Raw genomic sequence first — 24,630 nt, forward strand, 5'->3', positions numbered from 1 at the left:
CGTGTCCGCTACTCCCACAGGTGATCTCAATTGGCTACTCGACGATCTCGTCGACCGGCTGGCCGGAGTACGGCACGCAGTGGTGCTGTCCACCGATGGACTGCTACTCGGCCGCTCCAGCGCGATGACCCGGGAAGACGCCGAACATTTCGGCGCGATGTCCTCCGCGCTCTACGGTTTGGCCCGCAGCGCGGGTAACCGCTTCGACGGCGGCGGCGTACGCCAGGCCGTCATCGAACTGGACCGGGCGGTGCTGTTCGTCACCTCGGCGGGCGACAACGCCTGCCTCGCACTGCAAGCGATCGAGTCCGCGAACCTCGGCATGGTCGCCTACGAGATGAACCTGACCGTACAACGGGTCGGCACTTATCTGTCCACCACACCGAGACACGATCTCGTCGGGCAGGGAGAACCGCATCTGCCATGACCCAACCGCGTGAGCCCTGGTTCGACGAGGCGGCCGGCCCGCTGGTCCGGCCCTACGCGCTCACGCGTGGGCGCACCACCGGAGCAGGTCCCGAGCTGGACATGCTCACGTCGGTCGTCACCGACGACGCCGCGGGCCCACTGCGCCGAACCGAACCCGAATACGCCGATATCCTTCGGGTCTGCCGGGTTTCGCAATCGGTGGCCGAAGTCTCGGCACAGTTGCGTTTACCGCTCGCGGTGACGAAGATCCTCGTCGGCGACCTGATCGGCGACGGGCAACTCATATTCCGTGCTCCGGTTCCGACGGAAGCCGGGCCCGAAGACCTCAACATATTGCGAGCGGTACTGGATGGAATCCGAAAAATTTGACCCGAGCGGCACGCCGCACCTGGCCGCCTCGGTCAAGATCCTCGTCGCCGGCGGGTTCGGCGTCGGCAAGACGACCATGGTCTCGGCCATCAGCGAGGTCGCCCCGCTGCGCACCGAGGAACTCATCACCGAGGTCAGCACCGGCGTCGACGATCTGTCCGGGGTGGAGTCGAAGACCACCACCACGGTCGCGCTCGACTTCGGCAGGCTCACCATCGACCGGGACCTGGTGCTGTACCTGTTCGGCACCCCCGGACAGGACCGCTTCTGGTTCCTGTGGGACGAGCTGGCCCGCGGCGCGCTCGGCGCCGTCGTGCTCGCCGATACCCGGCGCCTGGGCAATTCGTTTGCCGCCGTGGACTTCTTCGAACGGCGGCGGCTGCCGTTCATGGTCGGCGTGAACTGTTTCGACGGAGCGCCGGTGTACACGGTCGACGAGGTGCGCGACGCGCTCGACCTCGATCCGCACACCCCCGTGCAGCTGTGCGACGCCCGCGATCGGGGATCGTGCAAGACGGTGCTGATGACGCTGGTGGAACATCTGATCGCGCGGGTGCAGCAGCCGATCGTCACCAGCTGAGCCACCGCGCGATTCAGCTCGCCAGCGCTGCCGTGGCGGCGGCGAGGGTCTGCGCACGGTAGCTGCCGCCGAACAGCACCACGTGGATCAGCAAGTGGTGCAACTGATGCAGTGGGATACGCGCACGCCAGCCCGCGGCCAACGGGTGGAACTCGTGGTAGGCCGCGCGGATTCGGTCCAGGTGCGGAGCGCCGAACAGGGCGAGCACGGCCAGATCGGTCTCCCGGTGCCCGCCGTGTGCGGCCGGATCGATCAGCACGGCCCGTTCGGCGGTCCAGATCAGGTTGCCCGACCAGAGGTCACCGTGGATGCGCGCGGGCCGCTCCGGCGGGCCCGCCAGCCGGTCGATGCGATCGATCACCTGCTCCAGCAAGCGAATTCCGTCGGGGCCGAGATGCGGTGCGGCTCGGGGAAGGTAGGGGGCGAGGCGGTATTCGGCGTACCAACTCCCCCACGGGCCAGGGGAAGCGGTGTTGTCCAAGGGCAGTTCGGCGATCCACCCGGGCCAGGGCGCGCCGTAGGTCTGCGGTGAATTCGCGTGCAGCGCAGCCAGTTCGCGGCCCAGACGCTCCGCCGTGGCAACCGTCGCGCCCGCGTCGGCCAACCAGGGCAGGGCGATCAGGTTTTCGTCGACGGCCAGCACGTCGGGGACCAGGGCATCGGTGGTGAGCCAGCGCAGACCGTTCGCCTCGGCGGCGAAGACCGTGGTCGGTTCGGCGGACGCCTTCACGAAAACGCTACGGTTGTCGGCCAAGTCGGCGCGGTGCAGGGTCCACGCGTGACTCGCCCCGAGATCGGTCACGGCGCGGACCGGGGTGTCCAGCAGGCCGCCGAGGTGCTGGGCAAGGTTCATGCGGTCAACCGCTTCCGCGTCTCCTCGTCGGCCGGGAAGAAGGACTCGATGGCGAGTTCGGCGACGGTGACGTTCATCGGCGTGCCGAACACGGTGGTGACGCTCAGGAAAGACAATTCCGCGCCTTCGTGCCGCAACCGCAACGGGACCACGGACTGGTCGGGTTCGGGCAGCATCGGATCGATCTCGCCGCCGGGGAAAGCGCGCAACTCCTCGAACAATTCGGCCAGCTGCGGCGAACCGGTGACCTCGACCTGGCGGGCCAGCCGCGCGAACAGATGACCGCGCCATTGCGCCAGGTTGACGATGCGGCCTGCCAAGCCGTCCGGGTGCAGGCTCAGGCGCAGCGCGTTCACCGGCGGTTGCAGCAGGGCCGGATCGATACCGGTGAGCATCAGCGCCACACCGGAATTCGCGTCGATCATGGTCCAGTTCTGGTCGATCGCCAGCGCCGGATACGGCTCGTGCCCGATCAGGATCTGTTCCATCGCACCGCGGATCGCGGCCATCGCGGGCGTGTCCAGCGCCGGTTCCGCATAGGCGGGCGCATACCCGGCCGCGAGCAGCAGCCGATTGCGCTCACGCAACGGGATCTCCAGGTGCTCGCTCAAATGCACCAGCATCGTCCGGCTCGGCGTCGCCCGCCCCGTCTCGATGAAACTGAGATGCCGCGCCGAAGTCTCGGCCCGCCCCGCCAGCTCCAGCTGACTCAGCCGCCGCTCCAACCGCCAATGCCGCAACAAATCCCCCGCCGTCCGCCCAGTCACCCCCCAATCCTACGAACCCTTCCACCCCCAAACCATTACCTCCCAGGTAATGAAGGTCTTGGTCGGCAAGCCGAACCGCAGCGTCCGTACCGCACCGGCGTCCCGGAGTTACGGACCAACGGTGATCATGCGTCCCGGGTCGGTGGGGTTGTTCACGATGAAAGTGGCTGACACTCTGCCCCAGGAATTCCCGGGCGGGCAGGACGCGTCACCCGTTGTCCGGTTCGGCGCCATGTCGCGGACGGTCACTGTCGGCAGCGACTTCAGGCCGCCGATCTCGGCGCTGTTGGTGTAGGTACCGGCCACCGTCGCAGGCTCGTCCGGCGCGTATACGGTGGTGCAGTTCACCGTCCCCCTGGTTGTAATGGTCAGTCCCCCTTGCGGAATGACCAGATCGGCGGCGATCGGAGACCCGTTCTGTGCCACCATTGTCCAAGTCCCTGTGGTTGTCACCTCGACGATGCGATCGGGCTCGCCGGGGTTGCATCGGCTCACGGTCAAGGTGCCCAGCGACACGGTCACCGGGCCGCTCGCGTTCTGGTTGTTCGGTGCTGCGGGGACGGCACCGCCACTGGTCGTTCCGGTGTAGCAGTCGACGGCCGAGGCGCCCGACCCGAAGACCACCGGACCCATGTTGGCAGTTGTGACGCCGGCTCCGGCGGGACTGACCGTGGTCGAGCTGTCGGCCTGTGCCGGGCCTGCACCGACCGTGATCGCGGCCGCGGCCGCAATACAACTCACCGCGATCACGGCCGTCCGCGCGTAGGACAGTTTTCCGAATGGCTTTTCGCGCGTCCATGGACATCGTGTCCAGAGCGCGACGGTACCGAGAAAGAGCGGCTGGCATGTCATACGAACAGGCTCCGCCGCGGTAACAAACCGCGTCAATGCATCCGTGTGGGGAATGCCTGCACCGGACGACCGGAGCCCTGCCGGCACGACCGACAGCGATAAGCGTTGCGAGTGGGGATTAGCTCGCAACGTCGGTGAGCAGTCCCAATCGTGTTGCGTCAGTATGCATCATCGGCAAGCGCGTTAGCCGCGCTTCTTGCCGGTGTACCGCGTTGCGCGATGGATGCCGGATTCACCGTCATGAGGCTCCCCCGCCTCGGAAGAAGCGCGCCCAGGCTACCTCTGGCTGGTTCTGTGCCCGCATATCCGCCAGCAAATCGGCCAAGCGCCGCGGACGTGGCATGAGCGCGCATTCGACTGTCCGGCTATCGTTCGAGGGGTGACTGAATCGTTGTTGTCGGACTTGATCGGCGAACACGTGGATGGCCGAACCCCGGACAGCTTCGACCGATTTCTGGCTTTGTTTCGTTCGAGCACACTCGGCATCGTGGTTACCGGGAACGTGCAGCCGGACGGACAGGGAGGTTTCGTCGCCGGTAACGACGTAGGAGCCGGACGCACCACCTACGGTGACGGTCGGTCACGTGTGCTGGCGTGGGCGGATCCCGAAGTCGCCCTTCGAAACTTCGGTCCCCGATTCAACGGGGGCGTGTCCGGCGAGGTTCTACTTCGGATGGCCGTGGACGACATCGAGTGTCACGGCATTCTCGTCAACAGCGCACTCGACGAGATCAGTGTTGTGATCAGCCGGGAGACCGCCGAGGTTCTGCTGTCGCGGAGTGCCGGCCTCTGATACCGCAACTCAGGGTAGTCGGCAGAAGCGAATGTTCAGGCGACGCCGGATGGGCATGGCCGATTAGTTCAGGGAAGCAGCCGTGCGACCGCAATCACCCTGGGCCATCGCGGCGTTCGAAATGGCCCAGCAACTCCTCCGTTCGGTGTCGGTCGGGGTGCGGTACTTTTCGCCTGGTCGCAAGGCGCGTCAGCGATGCTCACGCGCCCCGAGCGCGGAGTAGGCGGGCGGCTGGTTCTGGGAGTTGTTCGGCGGTTACGGTGGCGGTGATGGGGATTCCGGCGGCGGCGAAATCTGTGGCAGCTCGGTCTATGTGGTCGGCGGAGGTGACGATCACGGCGGTGGTCGCGCCGATGTCGCGCATGAGGCGGGCGGAGTGGGTGGCGTTTTCGACGGTCGAGCGGGCCAGGGGCTCCCGGTGGATGCGGTCGGGGGCGATGCCGTGTGCGATGAGCCACTGCGCCATCGCGTCTGCCTCGGTGACGCCGTTGTGCGGGTTGCCGCCGGTCACGATGACCGGTGCGGCGGGGGCGAGCACCGCCTCGAGCCAGCCGGCCCGCAGGCGGTCGACCAGGGTCGGGCGCATGGTGCCGTCCGGCAGCAGACCGTAGCCGAGGACCACGATCGCGGTACCGGGCGCGTAACGCGGCGGTGGCGGCGAAACCACCAGCGGTGCACGGTTTTCCAGTGCCGAGAGCACCGCGTCGACCAGTTCGGCGAGCGGCGCGGGCAAGGCCCGCACCGCGTCTGCGGGCCGGGGCGGTTCCGCGTGCGCGGGACACTGCGCGACCGCGACCGCGAACCCCGCCAGCAGTCCCGTGGCCGGATATACAATTCGCCGGAGCAGAGCGGAATTCTTGTTGCGCATAATATCTCCGCGGCATCATGTGCGAGACGACAATGGCCTCGGCACAAAGGGAAGAATACGCAACAAGATTCGCCCGATTACCGGCGGAAAGCACTGATTCCGTTCCATTCCTGGATAATTCACCGCCGTCGGCCACACCCAGCTGTGATGCCGCTCCTCGGGCTGTGACCTCGGTATATATTCGCGCGGCTGTTACTCGAGACCGATCACTATTGCGGGCCGTCCGATGGGACAAATCCCAATCGCGCCACCAATGCCGAACGCAGATACCACAATCCACCGGCACGAGCCGGGTCGAAGCCGGTGAGTTCCCCGATGCGCCGCAGCCGATAGTCGACGGTGTTCGGATGTACCCCGAGCTGTTCGGCGGTGCGCTGCCTGCTCAGATCGCTGTCGATGTAGAGCTGCAAGGTTTCGCGCAGATCCGGGTGTTCGTCCAGCGGCGCGAGATGGTGGCCGAGCATGTCGCGGCCGATCCCCGGACGACTCAACTGATGCTGCAACGCCAGTTCGGCGAAGCGGTGTACGCCGGGCCCGCGACCCAATCGCTGTGCGGTGTCGAGCAATTCGTGCGCCTGCCGGGCCGCCGCGGGCACTCCTTCGGGCCGGGCGAGCACGACGGTGGCGGTGATCGGCACGCACGCCGCCGCGGCCAGCGCCTGCAGCAGATCGTCGAGTTCGGCGTCAGCGCGCGCGGTGCCGGGCACGAGTATCGTGCCCCCGTCGACCGACAGCAGTGACAGCGCCTGACCGCCGAGCTCGGTCGCGAGCGCGGACTGCAGGCGGCGCAGCTTGCGCCGGGCGACCACCTGCCGGTCCAGTCCGGGCCGTCCTTCGTCGGGGTGCGCGGGCAGCGCGATGGCGAGCACGAAATACTCTGCGGCGAAGGACAACTCGCCGCCGCCCAGCTGCCCGCCGAGCAGCGCCGAGGTCAGGTTGTGGGTCTCGGTTTGATGTTCGGCCGCGTCCGCCTTGTGTTCCCGGACGTAGGCCTTGCTCACCTCGACGGTGACCAGTTTGGACAGCTCGACCACCCGCGCGATGCCGGTGACCACGCCGAGCGCGTCCGCGGGGCCCGGTCGGGCGATCAGGTCCAGGCCCAGCTTGCATCCTTCGTTCACCGCGTGCAGCACCGTGTCGATGGGGATGCCCGCGCGGGCGCACTCGCCCGCGGCCGATTCCAGCCGGTCGGTGACGGTGGGCACCGGGTGCCCGTTCAACCGCTGGATCAACCACTCCAGGCAGATCCGCACCACGGTCTTGACCTCGCCGCGCCGCACGGTCTCGGCCATCGGGCCGGCCGCCAGATGAGTGATCACGGTCCGCGTCAGCACGTCGAGATCGCGGGCGGACGACGAGATCTGGCGGCGTAGCACGCCGCATTCGGGGCGATCGAGACTTTCGATGGTCACCGGTGGCCTCCTGGTCTCCCTACTCCGCAGTCGCTGCGGCGTTGGCGGGAAGTAACTGAGGACTTCTGCCACGCCGAGAACTTCGTTGTTACCGGGGTTTTTGTTCTTGGCAGCAACGGTAAACCGAGCGCCCGCTCACCTTCTACTCCTCTTTAGGCGGTCGGTGACGAGCCCGGCTACCGCCGCTCACCAGGCAAAATACCGAACCGGGGCGCGCGGTGCGGTGTATCGCGCGGTACCGGAGATAGCGAGGTGCTCACTTTTTCAGGCCTGGACCCGTTTGATCTCGGTATCCATCCAAGCGGCCATCATCCTGGCTGTCATCCGGACCGCCTCGGCTCGCTCGGCGCTGTCCACCTCGAGCGCCGAGGCGCGCAGTACCGCGGCGAAACCGGTGTTGATCAGCACGAAGGTCATCACGTCGTACTCGTGGTCGTCGCCGGGGCCGAGCACCTGGATGACCATGACCTTCACCAGCAAACGCAGGCGCGGTTCGAACTCGGGGATGCCACTGTTGTAGAACTGCACCCCGGCCACCAGCGCCCGCACCAGCAGCGCGTTCTCCACCAGCTCGTCGGTGATCACCTCCAGGATCTCGGTGATCACCTCCAGGCTCGGCTTCTCGCCGAGCCCGAACACCCGTTGGGAGAAGCGGCGTTCGATGTTCTCCAGCAGGCGCCGCAGCAGTTCCTCGACCATGACCGAGCGATCGGTGAAGTACCGGTACACCGTGCCGATGCTGACCCCGGCCTCGGCCGCGATCCGGTTGGTCGAGGTGTTGGCGATACCGCGTTCGCCGAACAGCCGGGCGGCGGTGTCGAGGATGTGCTCGCGCGTCGCCCTGGCACGCTCCTGGGTAGGACGCCTGCGCTCCCCCACGGCTTTCGACGGCATCGGGTAACTCCTGCCTGCTGTCGTGCAAAAATGAGCTTCGCTCAGTTTAGCCCCGCCCGGAAGTGTGCGAGAGTGGGTGCCACCGCGTCACGCGGCATGTTGGGCCAACGGAGGTTACGACAGTGGGCGATCGGGTGCCTAAGGGCCGTCTCGCGCGCGGCAGCAAGCTCGGCCGCCTGGCCGCGGGCCAGGCCCTGCGGGGCGTCGGCACCCGATTGTCCATGGTCGGCAAGCCGGAGGCGGCCCGGCAGGTGCTCGCCGAACGATCGACACTGCAAGCGGCGCAACAGCTCGTCACCGTGCTCGGCGGCCTGAAAGGCGCGGCGATGAAGCTCGGGCAGATGCTCTCGGTGCTCGACGTCGATCTGCTGCCGGAATCGCATCGGGAGATGTTCCGGGTCAAGCTCGCCGAATTGCGCGATCAGGCTCCCGCCGTCTCGTTTTCGACCATGCGCGCGGTGATCGAGGACGATCTCGGACCGCTGGCACGGGTTTTCGCCGATTTCGACGAAACCGCGATCGCCGCGGCCTCGATCGGCCAGGTGTATCGGGCTCGGTTGCACGACGGACGCCAGGTCGCGGTCAAGGTCAAATATCCCGGGGTGGACGCCGCCGTCGAGGCGGACATGCGCAATCTGGCGATGTTCAGCAAGCTGTGGAAGTCCATGCTGCCCAGCGCCGCCGACGCCGAGGTGCTCGACGAGATCGCGCGCAATATCGGCAGCGAACTCGACTACGTGCGTGAGGCGCGGACCCAGCACCGAGTGGCCACGCGCTACCGTGGACACCCGTTCGTCACGGTGCCCGACAGCGTCGAAGAGTGCTGTGGTCCACAGGTTTTGGTGACCGAGTACCTCGAAGGGCAGCCCTGCCAAGAGATTCGGCGGCTGCCGACGGCGGATCGGGACCGGATCGGCGAGCTGATCTATCGCTTCTACGTCGGATCCCTGTTCACCGATCTCGAATTCTGCGGTGACCCGCATCCCGGCAACATCCTGCTCGCGGCCGACGGCAGGCTCGGTTTCGTGGATTTCGGCCTCTACCACCGCATGGACCCGGAGCACGTCGAGGTGGAGCGCGCCTGTTTGCAGGCGGCGGCTGAATGCCGCTCCGACGATCTGTTCGCGATGTGGGTCGCGCGCGGCATCATCGATCCCGACTCCGGTGTCGACGCCGAGGAGGTGCTCGATTACGTGTGGGCCGCCGCCGGTTGGCACCTGGTCGACGAGGAGATCACCATCACCCCCGAACTCGCCACGGGGGCTTTGATTCTCGCCGTGGACCCCAGGGCGGCCGAGTTCCGCGGCATGCGTAAGCAGCGACTGCCCGCCGAACACGTCTTCTCCCGGCGCGCCGACCTGTTCACCTTCGCCGCGCTGGGACAGCTGGAGACCACCAACAATTGGCATCGGATCGCCCGCGAGTGGCTCTACGACGAGCCGCCGGTCACCGAGATCGGGCGAGCCACCCGGCAGTTCCGCTGACCTACTCGGCCGATCCGGCGGCCGAGCGCAGCGCCGTGTCGATGAGCTCGACCATATCGGCGATCGTCCAGCAGGAGAGCAACTCACGTTCGGTCAGCCGGACGCCGAGGCGTTCTTCGATGGCGACGAGACCGATCGCTACCGCGACCGAGTCGAAGCCCAGATCGCCGACGGCGATCTGCGTGGGCTCGTCCTGCGGCACCACCATCCCGAGATCGGTCTCGACGATGTCGAGCAGCACGTGCAGGGTGGCGTCGGACACCGCTCCAACCTATCCAGCGGCCGGGCGGCAGTCGTGGATCGAATGATCCGGCCGCGCTCAACGAACGGCCCGGTGCGGTGCGGAGATCAACTGCCGGACGATGATCGAGCTCCGGTCGGGAAATAGACTCGAAGCGTGCACAAAGCACGAATGGACCGGCCATGACGCCGCGAATCCTGGTGGTGGGCGGCGGTATCGCGGGCCTGACCCTGGCCGCGGCGTTGCGGCGCACCGGCATCGAGCCCACGGTTGTCGAACGGGTCACCCGGTACGGGGATGTCGGGTATGTCATCACGCTGTGGCCGATGGGCCGCCAGGTGGTGCGACACCTCGGTCTCGGCGCCCGATTCGACGCGCTGACCGTGCCGATCAACACCTACGCCACCCACGTCGATGGCGGCGGGCCACTACGCGTGTTCGACTTCGGCGGCCGGCTCGGCGACGGTGTGCCCCGGGCGCTGCGGCGTGCCGAACTCATCGAACTGCTCGGGTCCTACGGCGGCGGCACCCAGGTGCGGATGGCGCGCACCGTCACCGCCCTCGACCAGAACGAACGAATCGTGCTGGCGCACTTCGACGATGGCACGCAGGCCGAATTCGATGTGGTGGTCGGTGCCGACGGAATCGATTCGGCGGTACGCGGGCTGGTCGCGGGACCCGTGCACATGCGCCGCAGCGGCCTGCGGCTGTGGACCTGGTGGACGCCGGGTCACGCGGTGGCGGCCGACGAGTCGCACGAATTCTGGGGAGTCGGACGGTATTTCGGCTACAACCCCACCACCGGCTCGGTAGGCTGCGCTGCCGCGCTGCCGGCCGTGGGCGCGCCCGCCACTGCGGCCCAGCTGCGCGATCGACTGCGCGGGGTGGCCGGACCGATGGAGTGGATGATCGACACGCTCGGCGCCGACGATCGCGTCGGCTGTTTCGACCTGGACGATCTCCGGTTGCCGCAGTGGCGGTTCGGGCGTGTGGTGTTGCTCGGCGACGCGGGCGCGGCGTTTCTGCCGACCGCGGGCGTCGGAGCGTCGATGGCGATGGAATCCGCGCTGGTGCTCGCCGAGGAATTGTCGCAGGTGCATGCCGCCCAGGTCCCGGCGGCGTTGCGGCGGTACGTGCAGCGTCGCCGGGCCAGAGTCGACGCGGTGCAGAACCGCTCACGCTGGTTGATCCCGGTGATGCAGCGCCGCACCAGGTTCGGCAGCACGATGCGCAATGCCGTGCTGCGCGCGCTGCCGCAACGGATGGTGATCGCCGAGATCACCCGCTGGAATCCGTAGCCCGAGCGTCGCTACACCGGGCTGAGCAACAGCGCACGCAGACTTTCGGCGAAATCCGAGACGGCACCGGGCAATACTCGAGGATCGGAGACGACGCCGACGGTCAGCCGGTCGCGCAGGATCAACGCGGTCACCATCAGCTCGTCGGCCATCAGCGGCGAGAACGGCACCGTCGCATCGACGTCATGCCCGAATACGGTGCGCCGCATCGCGAATCCGGGCGTGACACTGACGCTGAGGCGGCAGGTGTCGCGCACCATCCGTGCCATCAATCGGGTCTGCGCCCGCCACGGCAGATATTGCAGATCCACCCCGGCCGACGCCAGCGCGCGGCCCTGGTCCACCGGGTCGACGGCGGCCAACCGCTCCCGCACCGCCCTGACCTGATCCGCCATCCCAGGACCCGCCGGATCGACCGCCAAAAACGCGGAGACAGTGGCATTTCCGGTGTGCCGCGCCGCCGCGTCGAGGGTCACCGGCACCATGACGCGCAGCCCGCCGCGATCGGTACCGGGGATCACCTGGCGATAGGCCGCCGCGGCCGCCGCCAGCAGGTATTCGGTGCTCGAGCCGAGCGCGTCCGCCGCGTGCTGCCGCAATGTCCGGATCGGGATCGAGAATTCGGCGACCCGCCGGGCGCAGTCCGCGGGCGGGAACGGCAGCACCCGGCCCGCGCGGCGCAGCGGACGCGCGGCACGATACTGCCGTGGCACCTCGGTGCAGGTGCGCCAGGTGAGTGCGCGCTTGAAGGGAAATCGTTGCGCGGTAACGAATCTCTCGTAGTCGTGCGCGGTGTCGGTGTCGACGACGAGGGCCGCGAAGCCCGGTGCGGCCAGTCCATCGCTCAGGCAGTGGTGTACGCGGAGCAACACCGTCTGGCCGCCACGGTCGGCCTCGTCGACCAGGGTGATGTCCCACGGCGGCACGCTGCGCGGCAGCGCGGTGGCCATGCGCTGCTCGATCACTCGGAGCAGACCGCTGTGATCGGGCACGGCGGCGTGCCGCACCCGCACAGCCGGATCCGCGGCCGCGACGAAAACCGGTCGGCGGCGCGGCCGCTCGGGCAGGCACAGCTGATACAGCGCGTGTGCCCCGGCGCGCTCGGCCACCCGCGCCCGCAACCGGTCGACCGCGATCGAAGCACCCGGCGCCAGCCGCAGCGCGAGCAGCCAGTGCATCGGATGCCCGGCGCTGTCGAGACGTAGATGGACGCAGTCCAATTCGGTCAGTCGCCGACCGGCGCGATACCCGGTCACGGCTCGAACTCCGCCGGGTAGCCGAAGTACCGCACCGTCGGCGCGTGGTCGCCGCGGCCGATGGCTTTCGCCAGTATCCGGCTCGGCCCCACCTCCACCAGCCGCGTGCAGCCCAGGCGCGACAGCGTCGCGAGCACAGCGGTCCAGCGCACCGGCGCCGTCAGCTGCCGTTCGGCCAGTGCCCGCCAGCGCGTGGCGGTGTACAGCCCGGCATCGGCGTTCGCGACGACCGCCACGCCGGTCCGCTCGAATTCGGCCGCTGCCAAGGCCCGCCGCAGCAGCGGCACCGCGGGCCGCATGAGCGGAGTGTGGAACGCACCACCGACCGGTATCCGCACCACTTTCAGCCGCGCCAGCCTCGCGTCCTGAGCCACCGCGTCGACACCTTCGGCGGTGCCGGACACCACGACCTGGCGCGGCCCGTTCACGTTGGCCACCCAGACTCGCGCGCCATCGGCCCGCGCCGCGGCCGCGAACCCCTCGACCACTTCGCTGCCCGCGCCGAGGATCGCGGCCATCGTGCCGGGACACCGCAGCGTCGCGATGCGCATCGCCGCACCCCGCGCGGCCACGAGTTTCGCACCGGTCTCGGGTGTCAGTGCCCCCGCCGCCACCAGTGCGGTGTACTCCCCCAGGCTGTGTCCGGCACACGCGTGGATCGGGCCGATGGAGTGGTGCTCGGTCAGGTAGTCCAGCGCCAGCAACGACATGGTGAAGATCGCCAATTGCGCCGAATCCGTTCTGCGCAAACCGGGTTCGCCGGTGCGCAAGATCAACTCGGCGACATCACGCCCCGTCCAGGCGGAGATCTCATCGACGATCCGCCACTGCGCAGTGTCGCGCCACCGGTCACCCATGGCCGGACGTTGCGCGCCCTGGCCGGGAAAAATCAGGGCGCATCGCGCCGACCCGGTGGGCCGTGTATCGAGCACGGGACGAGCGTAACGCCCGCTGCGGCACCGGTATTCGGTCAGACGTTGAGCACGGTTCACCGAACGCACGATGATTCGCGCCGCTCGGCGTCGATACGCTCCCGATAGCCGGAACCCGCGGCCGCGATCCCGGCCCGCTACTCGACGAGAGGCAACCGTGGACACGACCGCAACGACGACTCGTACTTCCGCCGATAGCAGCCGAAACACACTGTCGGAGTTACGCTTCGAGCAGACCGTGCCGCGTTCGACGGTGCACCGCAGCGCCGTCAACGAGGTGTTCCTCACCGACGCCGCGGTGCTCGGCAAGCGCGAATGGGCGGTGGCCGCGATGCTGCCGCGCAGCCACGTGTTGTTCAACGACGGCGGCAATCCGGACTACCTGGATCCGATCGCGATCATGGAGGTCACCCGTCAGGTGACCGAGTACGTGGCGCACGCGTTCGTCCAGGTTCCGGACAATCAGTTCCTGGTCTTCCGCGATATGCGGATCGAGGTCTTCGCCCCCGAGTTCCTGCGGGCCGGGCCCGCGCCCGCGCGGGTGGTGACCATCGTCAACGCCCGTACCTCCGAGCGGCTCGCGCAGCACCCGGTGACGATCATCGTCGACGGCAACGAATGCGCCCGGGCCGGCGGCCGGTGGCTGCCGCTACCCCAGCACTACTACGACTACATCCGGGAGAAGGCCCGCAAGAAGACGCTCGCACGCGGGCCCCAACCCGCGGGGCCGGTCGACCCCGCCGCGCTGCTCGCACCGCAGCGGGTCGGCCGGGAGCACCCGAAGAACGTCCTGCTCGCGCACGGCGCGACGACCACAGACGGCGGCATGTCCTTCCGGCTGGTCTTCGATCCGGCGCACCCGTTCTTCTTCGACCATCCGATGGACCACGTGCCCGGTATGTTGCTGCTGGAGGCCGCCCGCCAGGCGGGTCTGGCAACCTTGGCCGAACACCGGGGCGTGCCGCCGCAGCGCTGTCTGCTCGTCGGGTGCGACGTCGATTTCGGCAACTTCTGCGAGCCCGACCTGGTCACGCACTGCACGGCCGCGATCGACGAAACATGTTCCGGCGCTGCTGGTTCCCCCCGGCAACAGCGCGTGCGCGTCGGCTTCCAGCAGGCGGGCGCGGCGCTCGGCACCGTCACCCTCGACCTGCTCGACGAAACCGGTTCGGGCTGAAGGGGTACTAACGTGACGACACCGGAACGAGTCGCGGTGGTGGGGTCCGGTGTCTCCGGGGTCTCCGCCGCATTGGCGCTGCACCGGGCCGGCTGCGCGGTGGAGATCTTCGAATCCGACGACCGGGTCGGCGGCCGCGTCGGCGCGGCCGACCTCGACGGACGCGCAGTGCTGCTGGGCGGCAAGAACATCGGGCACCGCTACACCCGGCTGCGGGCGATGCTCGAACTGCTGGGCGGGACCGGATACGAGCCGTTCGGCATCAACACGGCTCGCCTCGTAGCGGGCAAACTGGTCCCGCTCGACAGCGCGCGCCGGACCGCGACCATGAGTGCCGTTGCGCGCATGTGTGATTGGCGCGATCTGGGCAAGCTCGACGGGCTGGCCAGGAAGGTCCGCGCGACGGACTCGGCCCGCTTCCTCGGCTCCGAGCTGGCCGCGAAGCTGGCACGCCGGGACGACCGGCCACTGTCGGCGCATTTCGGCCGCGATACCACCGCCAACTTCCTCCGGCCGATCACGGTGCGGATGAACGGCGCCGAACCCGAGGAGAGCTACCTCGGCACTTTCGGCGTCAACATGGGCATGCTGCTCGACCGCTTCGACCAGCCGACCACCGGCCTGGCCACACTGCTGGCACGGGTCGAGACGTGCGCCGAGATCCATTACCGCACTAGGGTCACCCGTGTCTCGCGAGCCGAGAGCCGGATATACGTCGAGGCGATCGATGCCCGCGGCCGGTCCAGCCGGACGCGATATGACGCCGTCGCGGTGTGCACGCCCGCCTACGCGGCGGCGCCGCTGCTGGCCACGCTCTCGGAAACGGCGGCGGGCCTGCTGCGTTCGGTCCGGTACTTTCCGGCCACGGTCGCGGTGGTGGGCTACGCGCACGACGTCTTCGCCGCCGATGTGCGCGCGATCGCACTGGACGACCAGCCGTGCAGCAATGTCGGCAGCTACGGCAAAGAGACGAGAAACCTTGTCCGGTACACCTTCTCCGGTAGGCACGGCCGCCTGAGCGAACCCACCGAGGCCGACGTGCTCGAGCTGGTCACCGAAACCGAACAGCGCCTGCGCACCCACCTCGGCACGTCGCCGCAGCCCAGAACCGCAGCGGCGATCCGGCATTGGCCGCGCGCGTATTGCGCCTACCTGCCGCACTACGGCACCTTCTTGGCCGCCCTCGCCGCCGCGGTCGCGCCGCTCACCGGCGTCGCCCTGGCCGGTGACTATCTGCTCGGCACCTCGCTCGAAGCCTGCTGCCGCTCCGGCGAAGACGCGGCCGCGGCACTGCTTGCGGCGCTGCCGCAGGGAGCGGGCAGGTGAGAATCCTGATCGTCGGCGGCGGCATCGCCGGGCTGACCCTGGCCGCGCGGCTGCGCCAGCGCGGCGTGCGGCCCACCGTGATCGACACGATCAGCAGTTACAGCCGCCACGGTTCCGCGATCACCCTGTGGCCGGCGGGCAGTCGGGTGCTGCGTGACCTCGGCCTGTGGAACTCGTTCATCCACACCAGCGCGCCATTGCGGCGCTATGTCGTGCACGATCGCGACGGCGCCGTGCTGCGCACCTTCGATCTCGAACGATTAGGCGCGCGAGCGGGTTTGCCGCGGGCCACCCCGCGCGCCGAGTTGCTCGCCATCCTCGAGTCCGCCAACGGCGGCACGCCGGTCGATCTGGAGACCGAGGTGGCCAGGATGCGCCAGATCGGTTCGACCGTGCGGGTGCGCTTCGCCGACGGGCGCGAGCGCGATTTCGACCTCGTCGTCGGCGCCGACGGCATCCGCTCGCGCACCAGGCAGCAGGCGCGGTTGCATACCGCCGAACGCCGCTTCGGCTGGCGCATCTGGTGCTGGTGGGCCCGCCGCGGCAGCACGCCGCCGGGCGAGTTGCACGAGACCTGGGGCCTGCGGCGCATCGTGGCCGCGTACCCGACCCAGGATCGGGTGGCCTGTTTCGTGGCGATCTCGGGTGCGTTCGACGGCACGGTTCCCCAGCACTGGCCACCGAGCGACCGCCGCCGCATCGACGACTGCGTGATCCTGCGGACGTTGCGCGACGCCGACCGGGTCGAATGCCTCGACCTGGTGGAAGTCACCGTCCCCCACTGGGTTCGGGGACGCGTCGTGTTGCTCGGAGACGCCGCGGCCGGGCTGGTGCCGACCACCGGCATCGGGGCGTCATTGGCGATGGAATCGGCGGCGGTGCTCGACGACGAACTGGTGCGCGTCGACGCCGCGCATATCGATATCGCCCTCACCAGATTCGCGCGCCGCCGCATGCCCCGGGTAGACGCCGAACAGCACCGCGCCCGGGTGGTCGGCGACGTCATGATGCTCGAATCCCCTATCGCGCGGCACTTCCGGGACCTCGGGTTGCGCTATTTCCCGACGCCCGTGCTGTGCCGCGAGCTCGACCGCTGGAACCGAGGGAGAACACCATGACCACCCCGATCGATGACATTCCCGGGCTGTTCCGATGCGAGACGGTCTCGCGCGCCGACGCCACCGGCGAATTGCTGGCGTTGACCAAACGACTGCGCAACGGTCCGCTCGACCAGGACGTGTACACCGTGCATCAGCACGTCGATTGCCCGCCCGAAGTGCTCTACGACTATCTCCTCGATATTCGCAGCGTGGAGGAATTCACCTACAGCATGCGCGATTTCCGCCCCGAGGGCGGCACCGGGCGCTATGTCGGCGAGGACGCCACCGATCCCGGCACGAAGATCCACCTGCGCATCAGCGGTAACCGCGAGGTCGGCACCGTCGACTACGAATCGGCGTTCGATCAGGGCGACGATCTGTGGATGGTGTTCTGCGGTCGCGTGTTGTCCGCACGCCGGGTGCAGCAGCGCAGCGGCGCACTGGTGTCGTGGACGATCTGGCGGCATCCGTATTACGACCGCAATCCGTATCCGCACCTGTCCCCGCGCCGTGGCCGGGTCTGGCCCGGGTCGATGTGGCCCCTGTTCCACGCCTGCGATGTGCTCGAACTGCGCAATATGCGACAGATTCTCGAATATCGCCTGCCCTCCGCCGTGCGGGGTGCGGCGCGATGACCGATATCTACGGTGCCGCGGCCGAGTTCTACGATATCGCCGGTCGCCCGTACTGGAGGCCGCGCACCGCGGCCCTGACGGCCGCGATGTCCCCTGCCGCACACGTTGATTCGCCCATTGTGGACGTCGGCGCGGGCACCGGGCTGGTCATCGAGATCCTCGGCGCTGCGGTGCCCGGCGTCCCGATCCTCGCGATCGAGCCCTCACCCGCCATGCGCGCGGCGCTCGCGAGCCGCGTGCTCGCGGATCCGGCACTGGCCCGGCGGGTGACCATCGCCGCGACCACACTCGAAAACACCTCGCTACCAGAGCGATTCGGCGGATTGGTCGCCTGCGGCGTACTCGGCTACTTTCCGCCCGCGGACCGGCGGCGGTTGTGGCGGCTGCTCGCCGACCGACTCGCCCCGGGCTGTCGCGCGGTCGTGGACGCCGCGCCGTTTCCCGCCGATCGCACGGTGCGGCCGATCCGGGTCGGTGTCGCGCGCATCGGCCGGTGCCGTCACGAACTGTGGCTCGGATCGCGCCCCGCGGGTGAATCGGGACGGATCGAACTGACCACGCTCTGCCGGGTGACGCAGGACGGCCGCACGGTGCGGGAGTCGGCGAGCACGCAGCAGTGGTGGGCGGTCGACATGCGCACGATCGTCGCCGAGGCGGCCGCGGCCGGACTCGAATGTCGCCGCGCGGGTTGGGATCTCGCGACCTTGCGGGCACTGCCGGCACCGGCCCTCGATGGTCTGCGGAGCACTGCGGCGGACTCCATCGAGCGTTGAGTCAGGTGTGATCGATCGGCCGAGGAAACACAGCCGTACCCAAGGCTATCGTCAATGCACTCGGACGGATCGCACCCAGCACACAAGGAGTGTCATGCCGAATCAGATTGCTTCGGAACCGGATTCGACATTCTGGCACGGATTCACCAATATGCGCGGCTTCCGCAGGCGCGGCATCAGCATCGCCGCCGCGGACGGCGTGTGGGTGGTGGACACCGAGGGCAAGCGATATCTCAACGCGTTCGGCGGTCTGTGCAATCTGAGTCTCGGTGGCGCGCATCCGGAAATCATCGACGCCATCCGCGAGCAGGCGGGCAAGCTGCTCTACTTCCCGATCGAACGCGCCACCCATCAGGCGGCCGACGAATACGCTCGTCGCCTGGCCGCGGTGACGCCGGAGGGACTGAACACCGTCTTCTACGCCTCCACCGGGTCCGAGGCCAACGAGACCGTGCTGAAAATGATGCGCCAGTATCAGCGGCTCCGCTTCGGCGACGACACCACCAAACTCGGTGTGATCGCCCTGGATCGGGCATATCACGGCGTCACCTACGGCGCGTTGAGCGCCACCGGCTCCGCGTTCCGCCGCTTCCGCAAACAATTCGAGCCGTTGACTCCCGGCTTCCATCACGCGCCCTCGCCCTACGCTTACCGCTGCGAATCCGGTTGCGCCGGAACGTGCACGCTCGCGTGTGCGGACACGATCGAGCTGATGATCGAGCGGCTGGGCGCACACACCATCGCGGGCGTGCTCGTCGAGCCGGCGCTGGGCGTCGGCGGCGCGATCGTGCCGACCCGCGAATACCACGAACGGCTGCGCGAGATCTGCGACCGCAACGACCTGCTGCTCGCCTACGACGAGGTGATCACCGGCTTCGGCAGGCTCGGTGAGTGGTTCGGCGCCGACTACTTCGGGGTGCGGCCGGACTTCATGGCGCTGTCCAAGGGCATCAACAGCGGCTACCTGCCGTTCGGCGCGGTCGTTGTGCGCGACGTTGTCTACCGTGAATTCCTCTCCGCCGTAGACGGTTTCATCGCGACCGGGAGCACCACGAACGGCAATCCGCTGTGCTGTGCGTCCGCGCTGGCGACGCTGGAGGTCATGCAGCGCGATGGCATCGTCGATCAGGTGCGCCAGACCGGTAAGTACCTGTTCGACAAGTTCGAGAATCTGCGCGAGCACACCATCGTCGGCGATATCCGCGGCGCCGGGCTGCTGATGGGTATCGAGCTGGTCAAGGATCGTGCGACCAAAGAGCCCATCCCGCAACAGCAGTGGCAGGTGATCGAAGATCGGCTCGCCCTCAGCGGGCTGATCATCGGCAGCCAGGGCGCGGAGGGCCTCGGCGGCACCATCGGCATCGTCCCCCCGCTCACCATCACGACCGACGAGGTCGACGAACTCTATCGCCGCCTCGACGGCGTGCTCGCCCGCTACGCCCGGCTCACCGCCAAGGGCTGACATCCACGCCGCAGACCGAACAACCACATGTACACCGATCCGAGGAGGAACGCCGTGGGGTCCATGCTGAGTCCGGACGAACTGTCCGACATCGTGCGCAACGCGGTCGCGTTGGCACTGGCCGTCGAACTCGACGACGTGACATCGGGCAAACTGCTGATTCCGGAGCTCGGCGCGGAATCGATCGACTTCCTGGACATCACGTTCCGGCTCGAGCAGTTCCTGCCGATCTCCGTGCCGCGCGACGATCTGAACGAACAGGCAGAGGATGTGTTCGGCGCGGGCGCCGCGGTCGACACCTTGCGCAGGCTCACCCCGCTCGGCGCGTACCTGGTGCGCGAACGCCTGCTCGGCGTCGATCTCAGCAAGGTCGAGCCCGGCATGCGGGTCGAGGATGTGGCCGCGCTCTGGACGGTGGAGACCTGGAGCGGTCTGTGCCGGCGGCTGCTGGACACGATCCCCGAGCAGTGCCCGGCCTGCGGCGGCGCTCGGGCCTTCCGCCGCAACGACGACGGTGAATTCCACGCCGAATGCGACAGCTGCGGAACCGAACTCGTGGCGATCCCCGGCGACGAGCTGAACCAGAACTGGTTCGAGGAGATCCGCGAGCTCGACGAGGTCGCGCGGCTGCTGGAGCAGAGCCGGGCACAGGCGGCCGCGGCCGAGGCCGCCACCGCACAGTCGGGCGCACCCGCCGGCGCGATCGCGGAGTGAGCGGTGTCCGGCGAAGCACCCACCCGCCGGGTGGTCGTCACAGCGGCGGAGATGGTGACCCCGCTCGGCTGGGACGCCGAGACGACCTTTCGTGGCTTCGTCGACGGCCGCTCCGGGATTCGCCCGACCTCCCGCTTCGATGCCTCCGGGCTCGGCTCCCGGGTCGCGGGTGAGGTCGCGGACGGTTTTCTCGCCGCCGCGGCCTCCGCCGGGCACCTCACCGACGCCGACCACGCGTTCGGCGCGGCGTTGCCCCGGGGCGTGCAACTGGGGCTCGCCGCGGGCACCGCCACGAAACACCGTGCCGGACACACCGATACCCCGCCCGAGCGGTTCGGCGTCTGCGTGGGATCGTCCGGGCAGATGTACGACATCGACGCGTTGGACGGGCTGCTGCACACCCGGCAACGCGCCGGAACGGCAGGCCCTGGAAAGGAATTCGTCGACCTGCTGGCCGCGCAGCGGCACAGCATGCGCAAGAACGCCGCCGCGGCGGCCCTGGCGCACGTCTGCGGCGCGGCCGGTCCCACCATGACGGTCTCGGCCACCTGTGCCTCCGGTACCCAGGCCATCGGCGAGGCCGCCCTGTGGATCCGCGAGGGCGATGCGGACATGGTGCTGGCGGGCGGCTGCGATTCCCTGCTCACCTTCCTCGGCGTCTCCTCGTTCGACCTGCTCACCGCGCTGGCCACCCGGTTCAACGACCGGCCCGCCGCGGCCAGCCGCCCGTTCGACCGCAGGCGCTGCGGTTTCGTGATGGGTGAGGGCGCCGCGTTCGTCATGCTGGAAGAACTCGGGCACGCGCTGCGGCGCGGCGCGGTACCGCTGGCCGAGGTGGCCGGCTACGGCACCTCCTGCGACGCGTACCGGATCACCGACAGCCCGCCGCACGGGGAGGGGGCCGTACTGGCGATGTCGGGCGCCCTCGTCGACGGCGGGCTGCGGGCCGAGGACATCGACTACATCAGCGCGCACGGCACCTCGACGCTGATCAACGACCGGGCCGAAACCCGGGCCGTGCACAAGGTTTTCGGCGATCGGGCGGCCAGAATCCCGATCAGCTCGCAGAAGTCGATGATCGGTCACTCGATCGCGGCCGCGGGCGCGATCGAATGCGTCACCTGCCTGCACGTGCTGCGCACCGGTCAGCTGCCGCCCACCATCAACTACGAATATCCGGACCCGGATTGCGATCTGGACTATGTGCCGAACACCGCTCGGACACACGAGGTGCGCGTCGCGATGAGCAACTCGTTCGGGTTCGGCGGCCAGAACGCGAGCATCGTGCTGCGCCGGTGGCCCGGCCCGGCCGACGGTGACGGTCATGGGTGAACGCGTGGTGGTGACCGGCCTGGGCGCGGTGTCGGCACTGGGCAACGACCCGCGCACCCAGTGGCAGGCCTTGTTGCGCGGAGAATCCGGGGTGGCACCGCTGCGCGAGTTGGCCGAGCACCTCACGCTGCGCGCCGGTGTCGACCGGCCGCTGGCGGCGGGCCGGGTGCACGGGATCGACCCGCGGGACTGGATCACCGATCGCAAGGCCGCCCGGGCCATGCGGCTGCACACGCATATGGCCTTCGCCGCCGCCGGTCAGGCGCTGACCTCGGCCAAACTGCATCGCGGCAACATGGACGGGGACGCGACGGGGATCACGCTGGGCGTCACGATGATCGACTACGACGTCGCCGATCTGGAACTGGCCGCGCGCCGATCCCGGCACGAGCCCGGCGGATTCGACATCGATCGGTTCTGTCGCACCGGCTGGCGGGCGATCTCACCCATGGTGTCGATCGTGATGCTGAACAACGCCACGCTGTGTCAGATCGCCATGCAATACGGGATACACGGGCCGAACGCCTCGTTCAGTCCGTTCGGCGAGGCGGGCGGGCAGGCGATCGGGGCCGCGGTGCGCATGCTCGCCGAAGGCGACGCCGCGGTCATGCTGGCCGGCGGCGTCAGCCCGCGGCTGAATCTAGCTGCGCTGCAACGCCTGCTCTACTTCGGCGTGGTCGCACGAACCACCGATCCGGCGGCTGCCTCGTGCCGGCCGTTCGACCGCGACCGCACCGGCACCGTGCCCGGTGAAGGCGCGGCGGTGCTGGTATTGGAGACCCTCGCGCACGCAAGGGCAAGGGGCGCACACATTCTCGCCGAGGTGCTCGGCCACGGCGCGGCCCTCGGCGTGCCCGACGGCACGGAACCTTATCCGCCGCGCCACGCGATCGAACGCGCACTGGCCGCGGCGCTCGACGACGGCGCGCTGCCGCCGCAGCGCGTCGGCGCGGTGTACGCCGACGCGCCGGGCCTGCCCGCGGGCGATGCCGCCGAGGCGGCCGCGATCGACGCGGTACTCGGCGGACACGTGCCGGTGACGGCGACGAAAGGATCGACCGGGCATCTGCTGGCGGCGGCGCTGCCGTTGCAGAGCGTCTTCGCCGTGCTCAGCCTGAACGAGCGCCGCATCCCCCCGATCGTGAATCTCCGCTCCCCCGCGCCGAATTCGGCCGTGGACCTGGTGCGGAACAAGCCACGGCGGCTACGCGGTGAGACCGCCGTCGCCTGCCTGGCCGCCGGGTTCCAGGGACAGAGCGAGTGCGTCGTGTTCGGCGAGTTCGAGGCGAAGGGGACGTGATGCGATTCCTGCTCTACGACCGGGTGCTCGAGGCGACCAAGGGCGAATCCATGGTCGCGGTCAAACATGTCACGCTCACCGAGGACCACCTGGACGCCGGCTACGCGGGGCGCAGGCTGCTCAGCGGTTCGCTGCTGCTCGAGTCGATGGCCCAGGTAGCCGGCTGGCTCGTGCATTTCAGCACCGACTTCACGGTTTCCGCGTTCCTGTGCCTGATCGATCGCGCCGAGATCGTCGGTGAGCTGCCGCCCGGCCGGGCTATGCGGGTGGAGGCGCGTCTGCTCGGACTGAGCAAGCGGTGGGCCCAGCTCAGTTGCGCGGCCTACGACGAGACCACGCCCGTCGCCCGCATCGCACGGCTGAACTATGTGCTGCAAGACATTCGGGATCCGGCCGAGATCGCGGCCGAGGAGAATCGGTTCCGCTACTACTCCGGGTGGCCGGTGGAGCGCATCCGATCGACACCGAACAAGCCGGTGACGCCGTGAACCGGGTGGTCGTGACCGGGCTCGGCGCGGTCACCCCGATCGGACTCGGCCACCGCGAGTTCTGGGCCAACCTGGTCGCGGGCCGCTCCGGCGAAGCGCCGATCACGCTCTTCGACGCCTCGTCGCTGCCGACCCGGATCGCCGCCGAGGTGGCCGATTTCGCGGTATCCGACTACTGGGACGGGCCGTATCCGGCGGAACTGCACGCGGACCGGCAGGCGCGCTTCGCGCTCGCCGCCTGCGCCATGGCGCTGGCCGACAGCGCCCTGACGAGCGCGGGCCGGTCGATGCCGGTCGACACCGGCCGGGTCGGCCTGGTACTCGGTGCCGGGCTCGGCCTGGTGCGCATGACCGATATCGCGAACCATCTCGACCACAGCGGCCGGTTCGCGCTGCCCAGCCCGCTGGCCGGCGCGGCGGCGATCGATCCGGTCTCGCTGATCCGCGACCCGCAGGATCTGGTGGTCGGGCTGCTGGCCGCGCACCTCGGTGTCACCGGCCCGGCCACCGTGGTCACCTCCGCCTGCGCGGCCGGCGCGCACGCGATCGGCACCGCGTTCCGGCTACTCCGGGGTGGCCGTCTGGACGTCGTGCTCTGCGGCGCAATGGATTCCATGATCAACCCGCTGGGTATGGCCGGGTTGGTCGCGCTCGGCGCACCCTCCACCGACAACCTGCCCGGCCGGACGGGCCGGCCCTTCGACGCCACACGCACCGGATTCGTAGTCGGCGAGGGCGCGGGCATGGTCGTGCTGGAGACCGAGGCGCACGCCCGCGCCCGGTCGGCACCCTGGTACGCGGAGGTCGCGGGCTTCGGCAGATCCCTTGACGCACACCGGTTCACCGAACCCCATCCGGCCGGCTCGGGTGCCGCGCTGGCGATGCGCGCGGCAATGGCCGACGCGGACGTGCGACCCGAGCAGGTGCAGCTGATCAATGCGCACGGCACCGCGACGCTGCTCAACGACCGCGTGGAGACCATTGCCATCAAACAGGTCTTCGGCGGCGCGGCAGCCGATCTCGCGGTCACCGCGAACAAGTCGATGACCGGCCACCTCATCGCCGCCTGCGGTGCGGTGGAGTTCATCAGCACCGTGCTGAGCGTGCGCACCGGCACGGTGCCGCCGACCGTCAACTATCGCCATCGCGACGCGGAATGCGATCTCGACTACGTGCCGGGTGTCGCGCGGCAGCTGCCGGTGCAGGTGGCGCTGACCAATTCGTTCGGCCTCGGCGGCCAGAACGGCACCCTGGTGGTGCGCCGGGCCGCCGACGACGTGCTGACACCAGTCTGA

The 24,630-nt window shown here is 68.8% G+C and carries 26 protein-coding genes; 17 read left to right on the top strand and 9 right to left on the bottom strand.

The genetic code is table 11. The features are described 5' to 3' along the window. Nucleotide 1: 1 nt before the first annotated feature. Genes O3I_RS26220 through O3I_RS26230 form a run of 3 tightly spaced genes read left to right on the top strand, consistent with a single transcriptional unit; the run spans nucleotide 2 to nucleotide 1,378 of the window. Complete coding sequence (locus O3I_RS26220) at nucleotides 2-427, top strand: roadblock/LC7 domain-containing protein (protein ID WP_014986021.1); 426 nt, start codon at nucleotides 2-4, stop codon at nucleotides 425-427. Next, nucleotides 424-798 carry a DUF742 domain-containing protein gene (locus tag O3I_RS26225; RefSeq protein WP_014986022.1) on the top strand — a complete coding sequence of 125 codons (375 nt, stop codon included), beginning with the start codon at nucleotides 424-426 and terminating at the stop codon, nucleotides 796-798. Before O3I_RS26220 ends, O3I_RS26225 begins: the two co-directional genes overlap by 4 nt. After that, nucleotides 779-1,378: a GTP-binding protein gene (locus O3I_RS26230; protein ID WP_014986023.1), complete on the top strand. Its 600-nt coding sequence runs from the start codon at nucleotides 779-781 to the stop codon at nucleotides 1,376-1,378. The genes O3I_RS26225 and O3I_RS26230 overlap by 20 nt, the downstream gene beginning before the upstream one ends. 13 nt (nucleotides 1,379-1,391) lie before the next feature. Here the strand turns inward: O3I_RS26230 and O3I_RS26235 are convergent, their stop codons facing one another. From O3I_RS26235 to O3I_RS26245, 3 genes are all read right to left on the bottom strand, one after another. Beyond that, a complete protein-coding gene (locus O3I_RS26235; protein ID WP_014986024.1) occupies nucleotides 1,392-2,231 on the bottom strand; it encodes a fructosamine kinase family protein in 840 nt (279 codons plus the stop codon). After that, nucleotides 2,228-2,998: a helix-turn-helix domain-containing protein gene (locus O3I_RS26240; protein ID WP_041562882.1), complete on the bottom strand. Its 771-nt coding sequence runs from the start codon at nucleotides 2,996-2,998 to the stop codon at nucleotides 2,228-2,230. Before O3I_RS26240 ends, O3I_RS26235 begins: the two co-directional genes overlap by 4 nt. A 108-nt stretch (nucleotides 2,999-3,106) precedes the next feature. After that, nucleotides 3,107-3,937, bottom strand: a complete 831-nt coding sequence (locus O3I_RS26245; RefSeq protein WP_141692009.1) for a hypothetical protein — start codon at nucleotides 3,935-3,937, stop codon at nucleotides 3,107-3,109. A gap of 292 nt (nucleotides 3,938-4,229) precedes the next feature. Here O3I_RS26245 and O3I_RS26250 point away from each other — a divergent pair, with 292 nt between their 5' ends. Continuing rightward, nucleotides 4,230-4,643: a hypothetical protein gene (locus tag O3I_RS26250; protein ID WP_014986027.1), complete on the top strand. Its 414-nt coding sequence runs from the start codon at nucleotides 4,230-4,232 to the stop codon at nucleotides 4,641-4,643. Nucleotides 4,644-4,842: 199 nt separating this feature from the next. Here O3I_RS26250 and O3I_RS26255 read toward each other — a convergent pair whose 3' ends face one another. The 3 genes from O3I_RS26255 to O3I_RS26265 form a co-directional block, all read right to left on the bottom strand. Then, on the bottom strand, nucleotides 4,843-5,511 hold the full coding sequence (locus tag O3I_RS26255; RefSeq protein ID WP_014986028.1) for a YdcF family protein: 669 nt from the start codon (nucleotides 5,509-5,511) through the stop codon (nucleotides 4,843-4,845). A gap of 209 nt (nucleotides 5,512-5,720) precedes the next feature. Further along, nucleotides 5,721-6,923 (bottom strand): PucR family transcriptional regulator, encoded by a 1,203-nt coding sequence (locus tag O3I_RS26260; RefSeq protein ID WP_014986029.1) that lies wholly within the window; start codon nucleotides 6,921-6,923, stop codon nucleotides 5,721-5,723. Between the two features lie 264 nt (nucleotides 6,924-7,187). After that, entirely contained in the window at nucleotides 7,188-7,817 is a 630-nt protein-coding gene (locus O3I_RS26265) for a TetR/AcrR family transcriptional regulator (protein ID WP_014986030.1), read from the bottom strand. A 122-nt stretch (nucleotides 7,818-7,939) separates the two neighbouring features. On the opposite strand from O3I_RS26265, the gene O3I_RS26270 reads away from it, so the two are divergent. Further along, entirely contained in the window at nucleotides 7,940-9,301 is a 1,362-nt protein-coding gene (locus O3I_RS26270; RefSeq protein WP_014986031.1) for an ABC1 kinase family protein, read from the top strand. Between the two features lies 1 nt (nucleotide 9,302). On the opposite strand, the gene O3I_RS26275 is transcribed toward O3I_RS26270, so the two are convergent. Beyond that, on the bottom strand, nucleotides 9,303-9,563 hold the full coding sequence (locus O3I_RS26275) for a phosphopantetheine-binding protein (RefSeq protein ID WP_014986032.1): 261 nt from the start codon (nucleotides 9,561-9,563) through the stop codon (nucleotides 9,303-9,305). A gap of 161 nt (nucleotides 9,564-9,724) precedes the next feature. Here O3I_RS26275 and O3I_RS26280 point away from each other — a divergent pair, with 161 nt between their 5' ends. Continuing rightward, nucleotides 9,725-10,840, top strand: a complete 1,116-nt coding sequence (locus O3I_RS26280) for an FAD-dependent oxidoreductase (protein WP_014986033.1) — start codon at nucleotides 9,725-9,727, stop codon at nucleotides 10,838-10,840. A gap of 11 nt (nucleotides 10,841-10,851) precedes the next feature. Here the strand turns inward: O3I_RS26280 and O3I_RS45665 are convergent, their stop codons facing one another. After that, entirely contained in the window at nucleotides 10,852-12,096 is a 1,245-nt protein-coding gene (locus O3I_RS45665; protein ID WP_014986034.1) for a wax ester/triacylglycerol synthase domain-containing protein, read from the bottom strand. Next, nucleotides 12,093-13,028: an ACP S-malonyltransferase gene (locus O3I_RS26290; protein WP_141692007.1), complete on the bottom strand. Its 936-nt coding sequence runs from the start codon at nucleotides 13,026-13,028 to the stop codon at nucleotides 12,093-12,095. Before O3I_RS26290 ends, O3I_RS45665 begins: the two co-directional genes overlap by 4 nt. A gap of 238 nt (nucleotides 13,029-13,266) precedes the next feature. Here O3I_RS26290 and O3I_RS26295 point away from each other — a divergent pair, with 238 nt between their 5' ends. The 11 genes from O3I_RS26295 to O3I_RS26345 all read left to right on the top strand — a co-directional run bounded on the left by O3I_RS26295 (nucleotide 13,267) and on the right by O3I_RS26345 (nucleotide 24,630). After that, complete coding sequence (locus O3I_RS26295; protein ID WP_014986036.1) at nucleotides 13,267-14,205, top strand: ScbA/BarX family gamma-butyrolactone biosynthesis protein; 939 nt, start codon at nucleotides 13,267-13,269, stop codon at nucleotides 14,203-14,205. A gap of 12 nt (nucleotides 14,206-14,217) precedes the next feature. Then, nucleotides 14,218-15,531, top strand: coding sequence for an FAD-dependent oxidoreductase (locus O3I_RS26300; RefSeq protein ID WP_051066763.1), 1,314 nt, complete (start codon nucleotides 14,218-14,220; stop codon nucleotides 15,529-15,531). Next, a complete protein-coding gene (locus O3I_RS26305; protein ID WP_014986038.1) occupies nucleotides 15,528-16,649 on the top strand; it encodes an FAD-dependent oxidoreductase in 1,122 nt (373 codons plus the stop codon). The genes O3I_RS26300 and O3I_RS26305 overlap by 4 nt, the downstream gene beginning before the upstream one ends. Beyond that, the gene (locus tag O3I_RS26310; RefSeq protein ID WP_014986039.1) at nucleotides 16,646-17,266 is read left to right on the top strand and encodes a hypothetical protein; all 621 of its coding nucleotides are present in this window, start codon (nucleotides 16,646-16,648) and stop codon (nucleotides 17,264-17,266) included. The genes O3I_RS26305 and O3I_RS26310 overlap by 4 nt, the downstream gene beginning before the upstream one ends. Then, on the top strand, nucleotides 17,263-18,039 hold the full coding sequence (locus tag O3I_RS26315) for a class I SAM-dependent methyltransferase (RefSeq protein ID WP_014986040.1): 777 nt from the start codon (nucleotides 17,263-17,265) through the stop codon (nucleotides 18,037-18,039). Before O3I_RS26310 ends, O3I_RS26315 begins: the two co-directional genes overlap by 4 nt. 94 nt (nucleotides 18,040-18,133) lie before the next feature. Beyond that, nucleotides 18,134-19,501, top strand: a complete 1,368-nt coding sequence (locus O3I_RS26320; RefSeq protein WP_014986041.1) for an aspartate aminotransferase family protein — start codon at nucleotides 18,134-18,136, stop codon at nucleotides 19,499-19,501. A gap of 54 nt (nucleotides 19,502-19,555) precedes the next feature. Further along, nucleotides 19,556-20,215 carry a phosphopantetheine-binding protein gene (locus tag O3I_RS43010; protein WP_141692006.1) on the top strand — a complete coding sequence of 220 codons (660 nt, stop codon included), beginning with the start codon at nucleotides 19,556-19,558 and terminating at the stop codon, nucleotides 20,213-20,215. Between the two features lie 3 nt (nucleotides 20,216-20,218). After that, nucleotides 20,219-21,547, top strand: coding sequence for a beta-ketoacyl-[acyl-carrier-protein] synthase family protein (locus O3I_RS26330; RefSeq protein ID WP_014986043.1), 1,329 nt, complete (start codon nucleotides 20,219-20,221; stop codon nucleotides 21,545-21,547). Next, nucleotides 21,540-22,847, top strand: coding sequence for a beta-ketoacyl-[acyl-carrier-protein] synthase family protein (locus tag O3I_RS26335; protein ID WP_014986044.1), 1,308 nt, complete (start codon nucleotides 21,540-21,542; stop codon nucleotides 22,845-22,847). The genes O3I_RS26330 and O3I_RS26335 overlap by 8 nt, the downstream gene beginning before the upstream one ends. Beyond that, a complete protein-coding gene (locus O3I_RS43015) occupies nucleotides 22,847-23,335 on the top strand; it encodes a 3-hydroxyacyl-ACP dehydratase (protein WP_014986045.1) in 489 nt (162 codons plus the stop codon). Before O3I_RS26335 ends, O3I_RS43015 begins: the two co-directional genes overlap by 1 nt. After that, a complete protein-coding gene (locus O3I_RS26345) occupies nucleotides 23,284-24,630 on the top strand; it encodes a beta-ketoacyl-[acyl-carrier-protein] synthase family protein (RefSeq protein WP_202804880.1) in 1,347 nt (448 codons plus the stop codon). The genes O3I_RS43015 and O3I_RS26345 overlap by 52 nt, the downstream gene beginning before the upstream one ends.

The organism is Nocardia brasiliensis ATCC 700358 (assembly GCF_000250675.2).
GTDB classification, from domain to species: Bacteria; Actinomycetota; Actinomycetes; order Mycobacteriales; family Mycobacteriaceae; genus Nocardia; species Nocardia brasiliensis_B.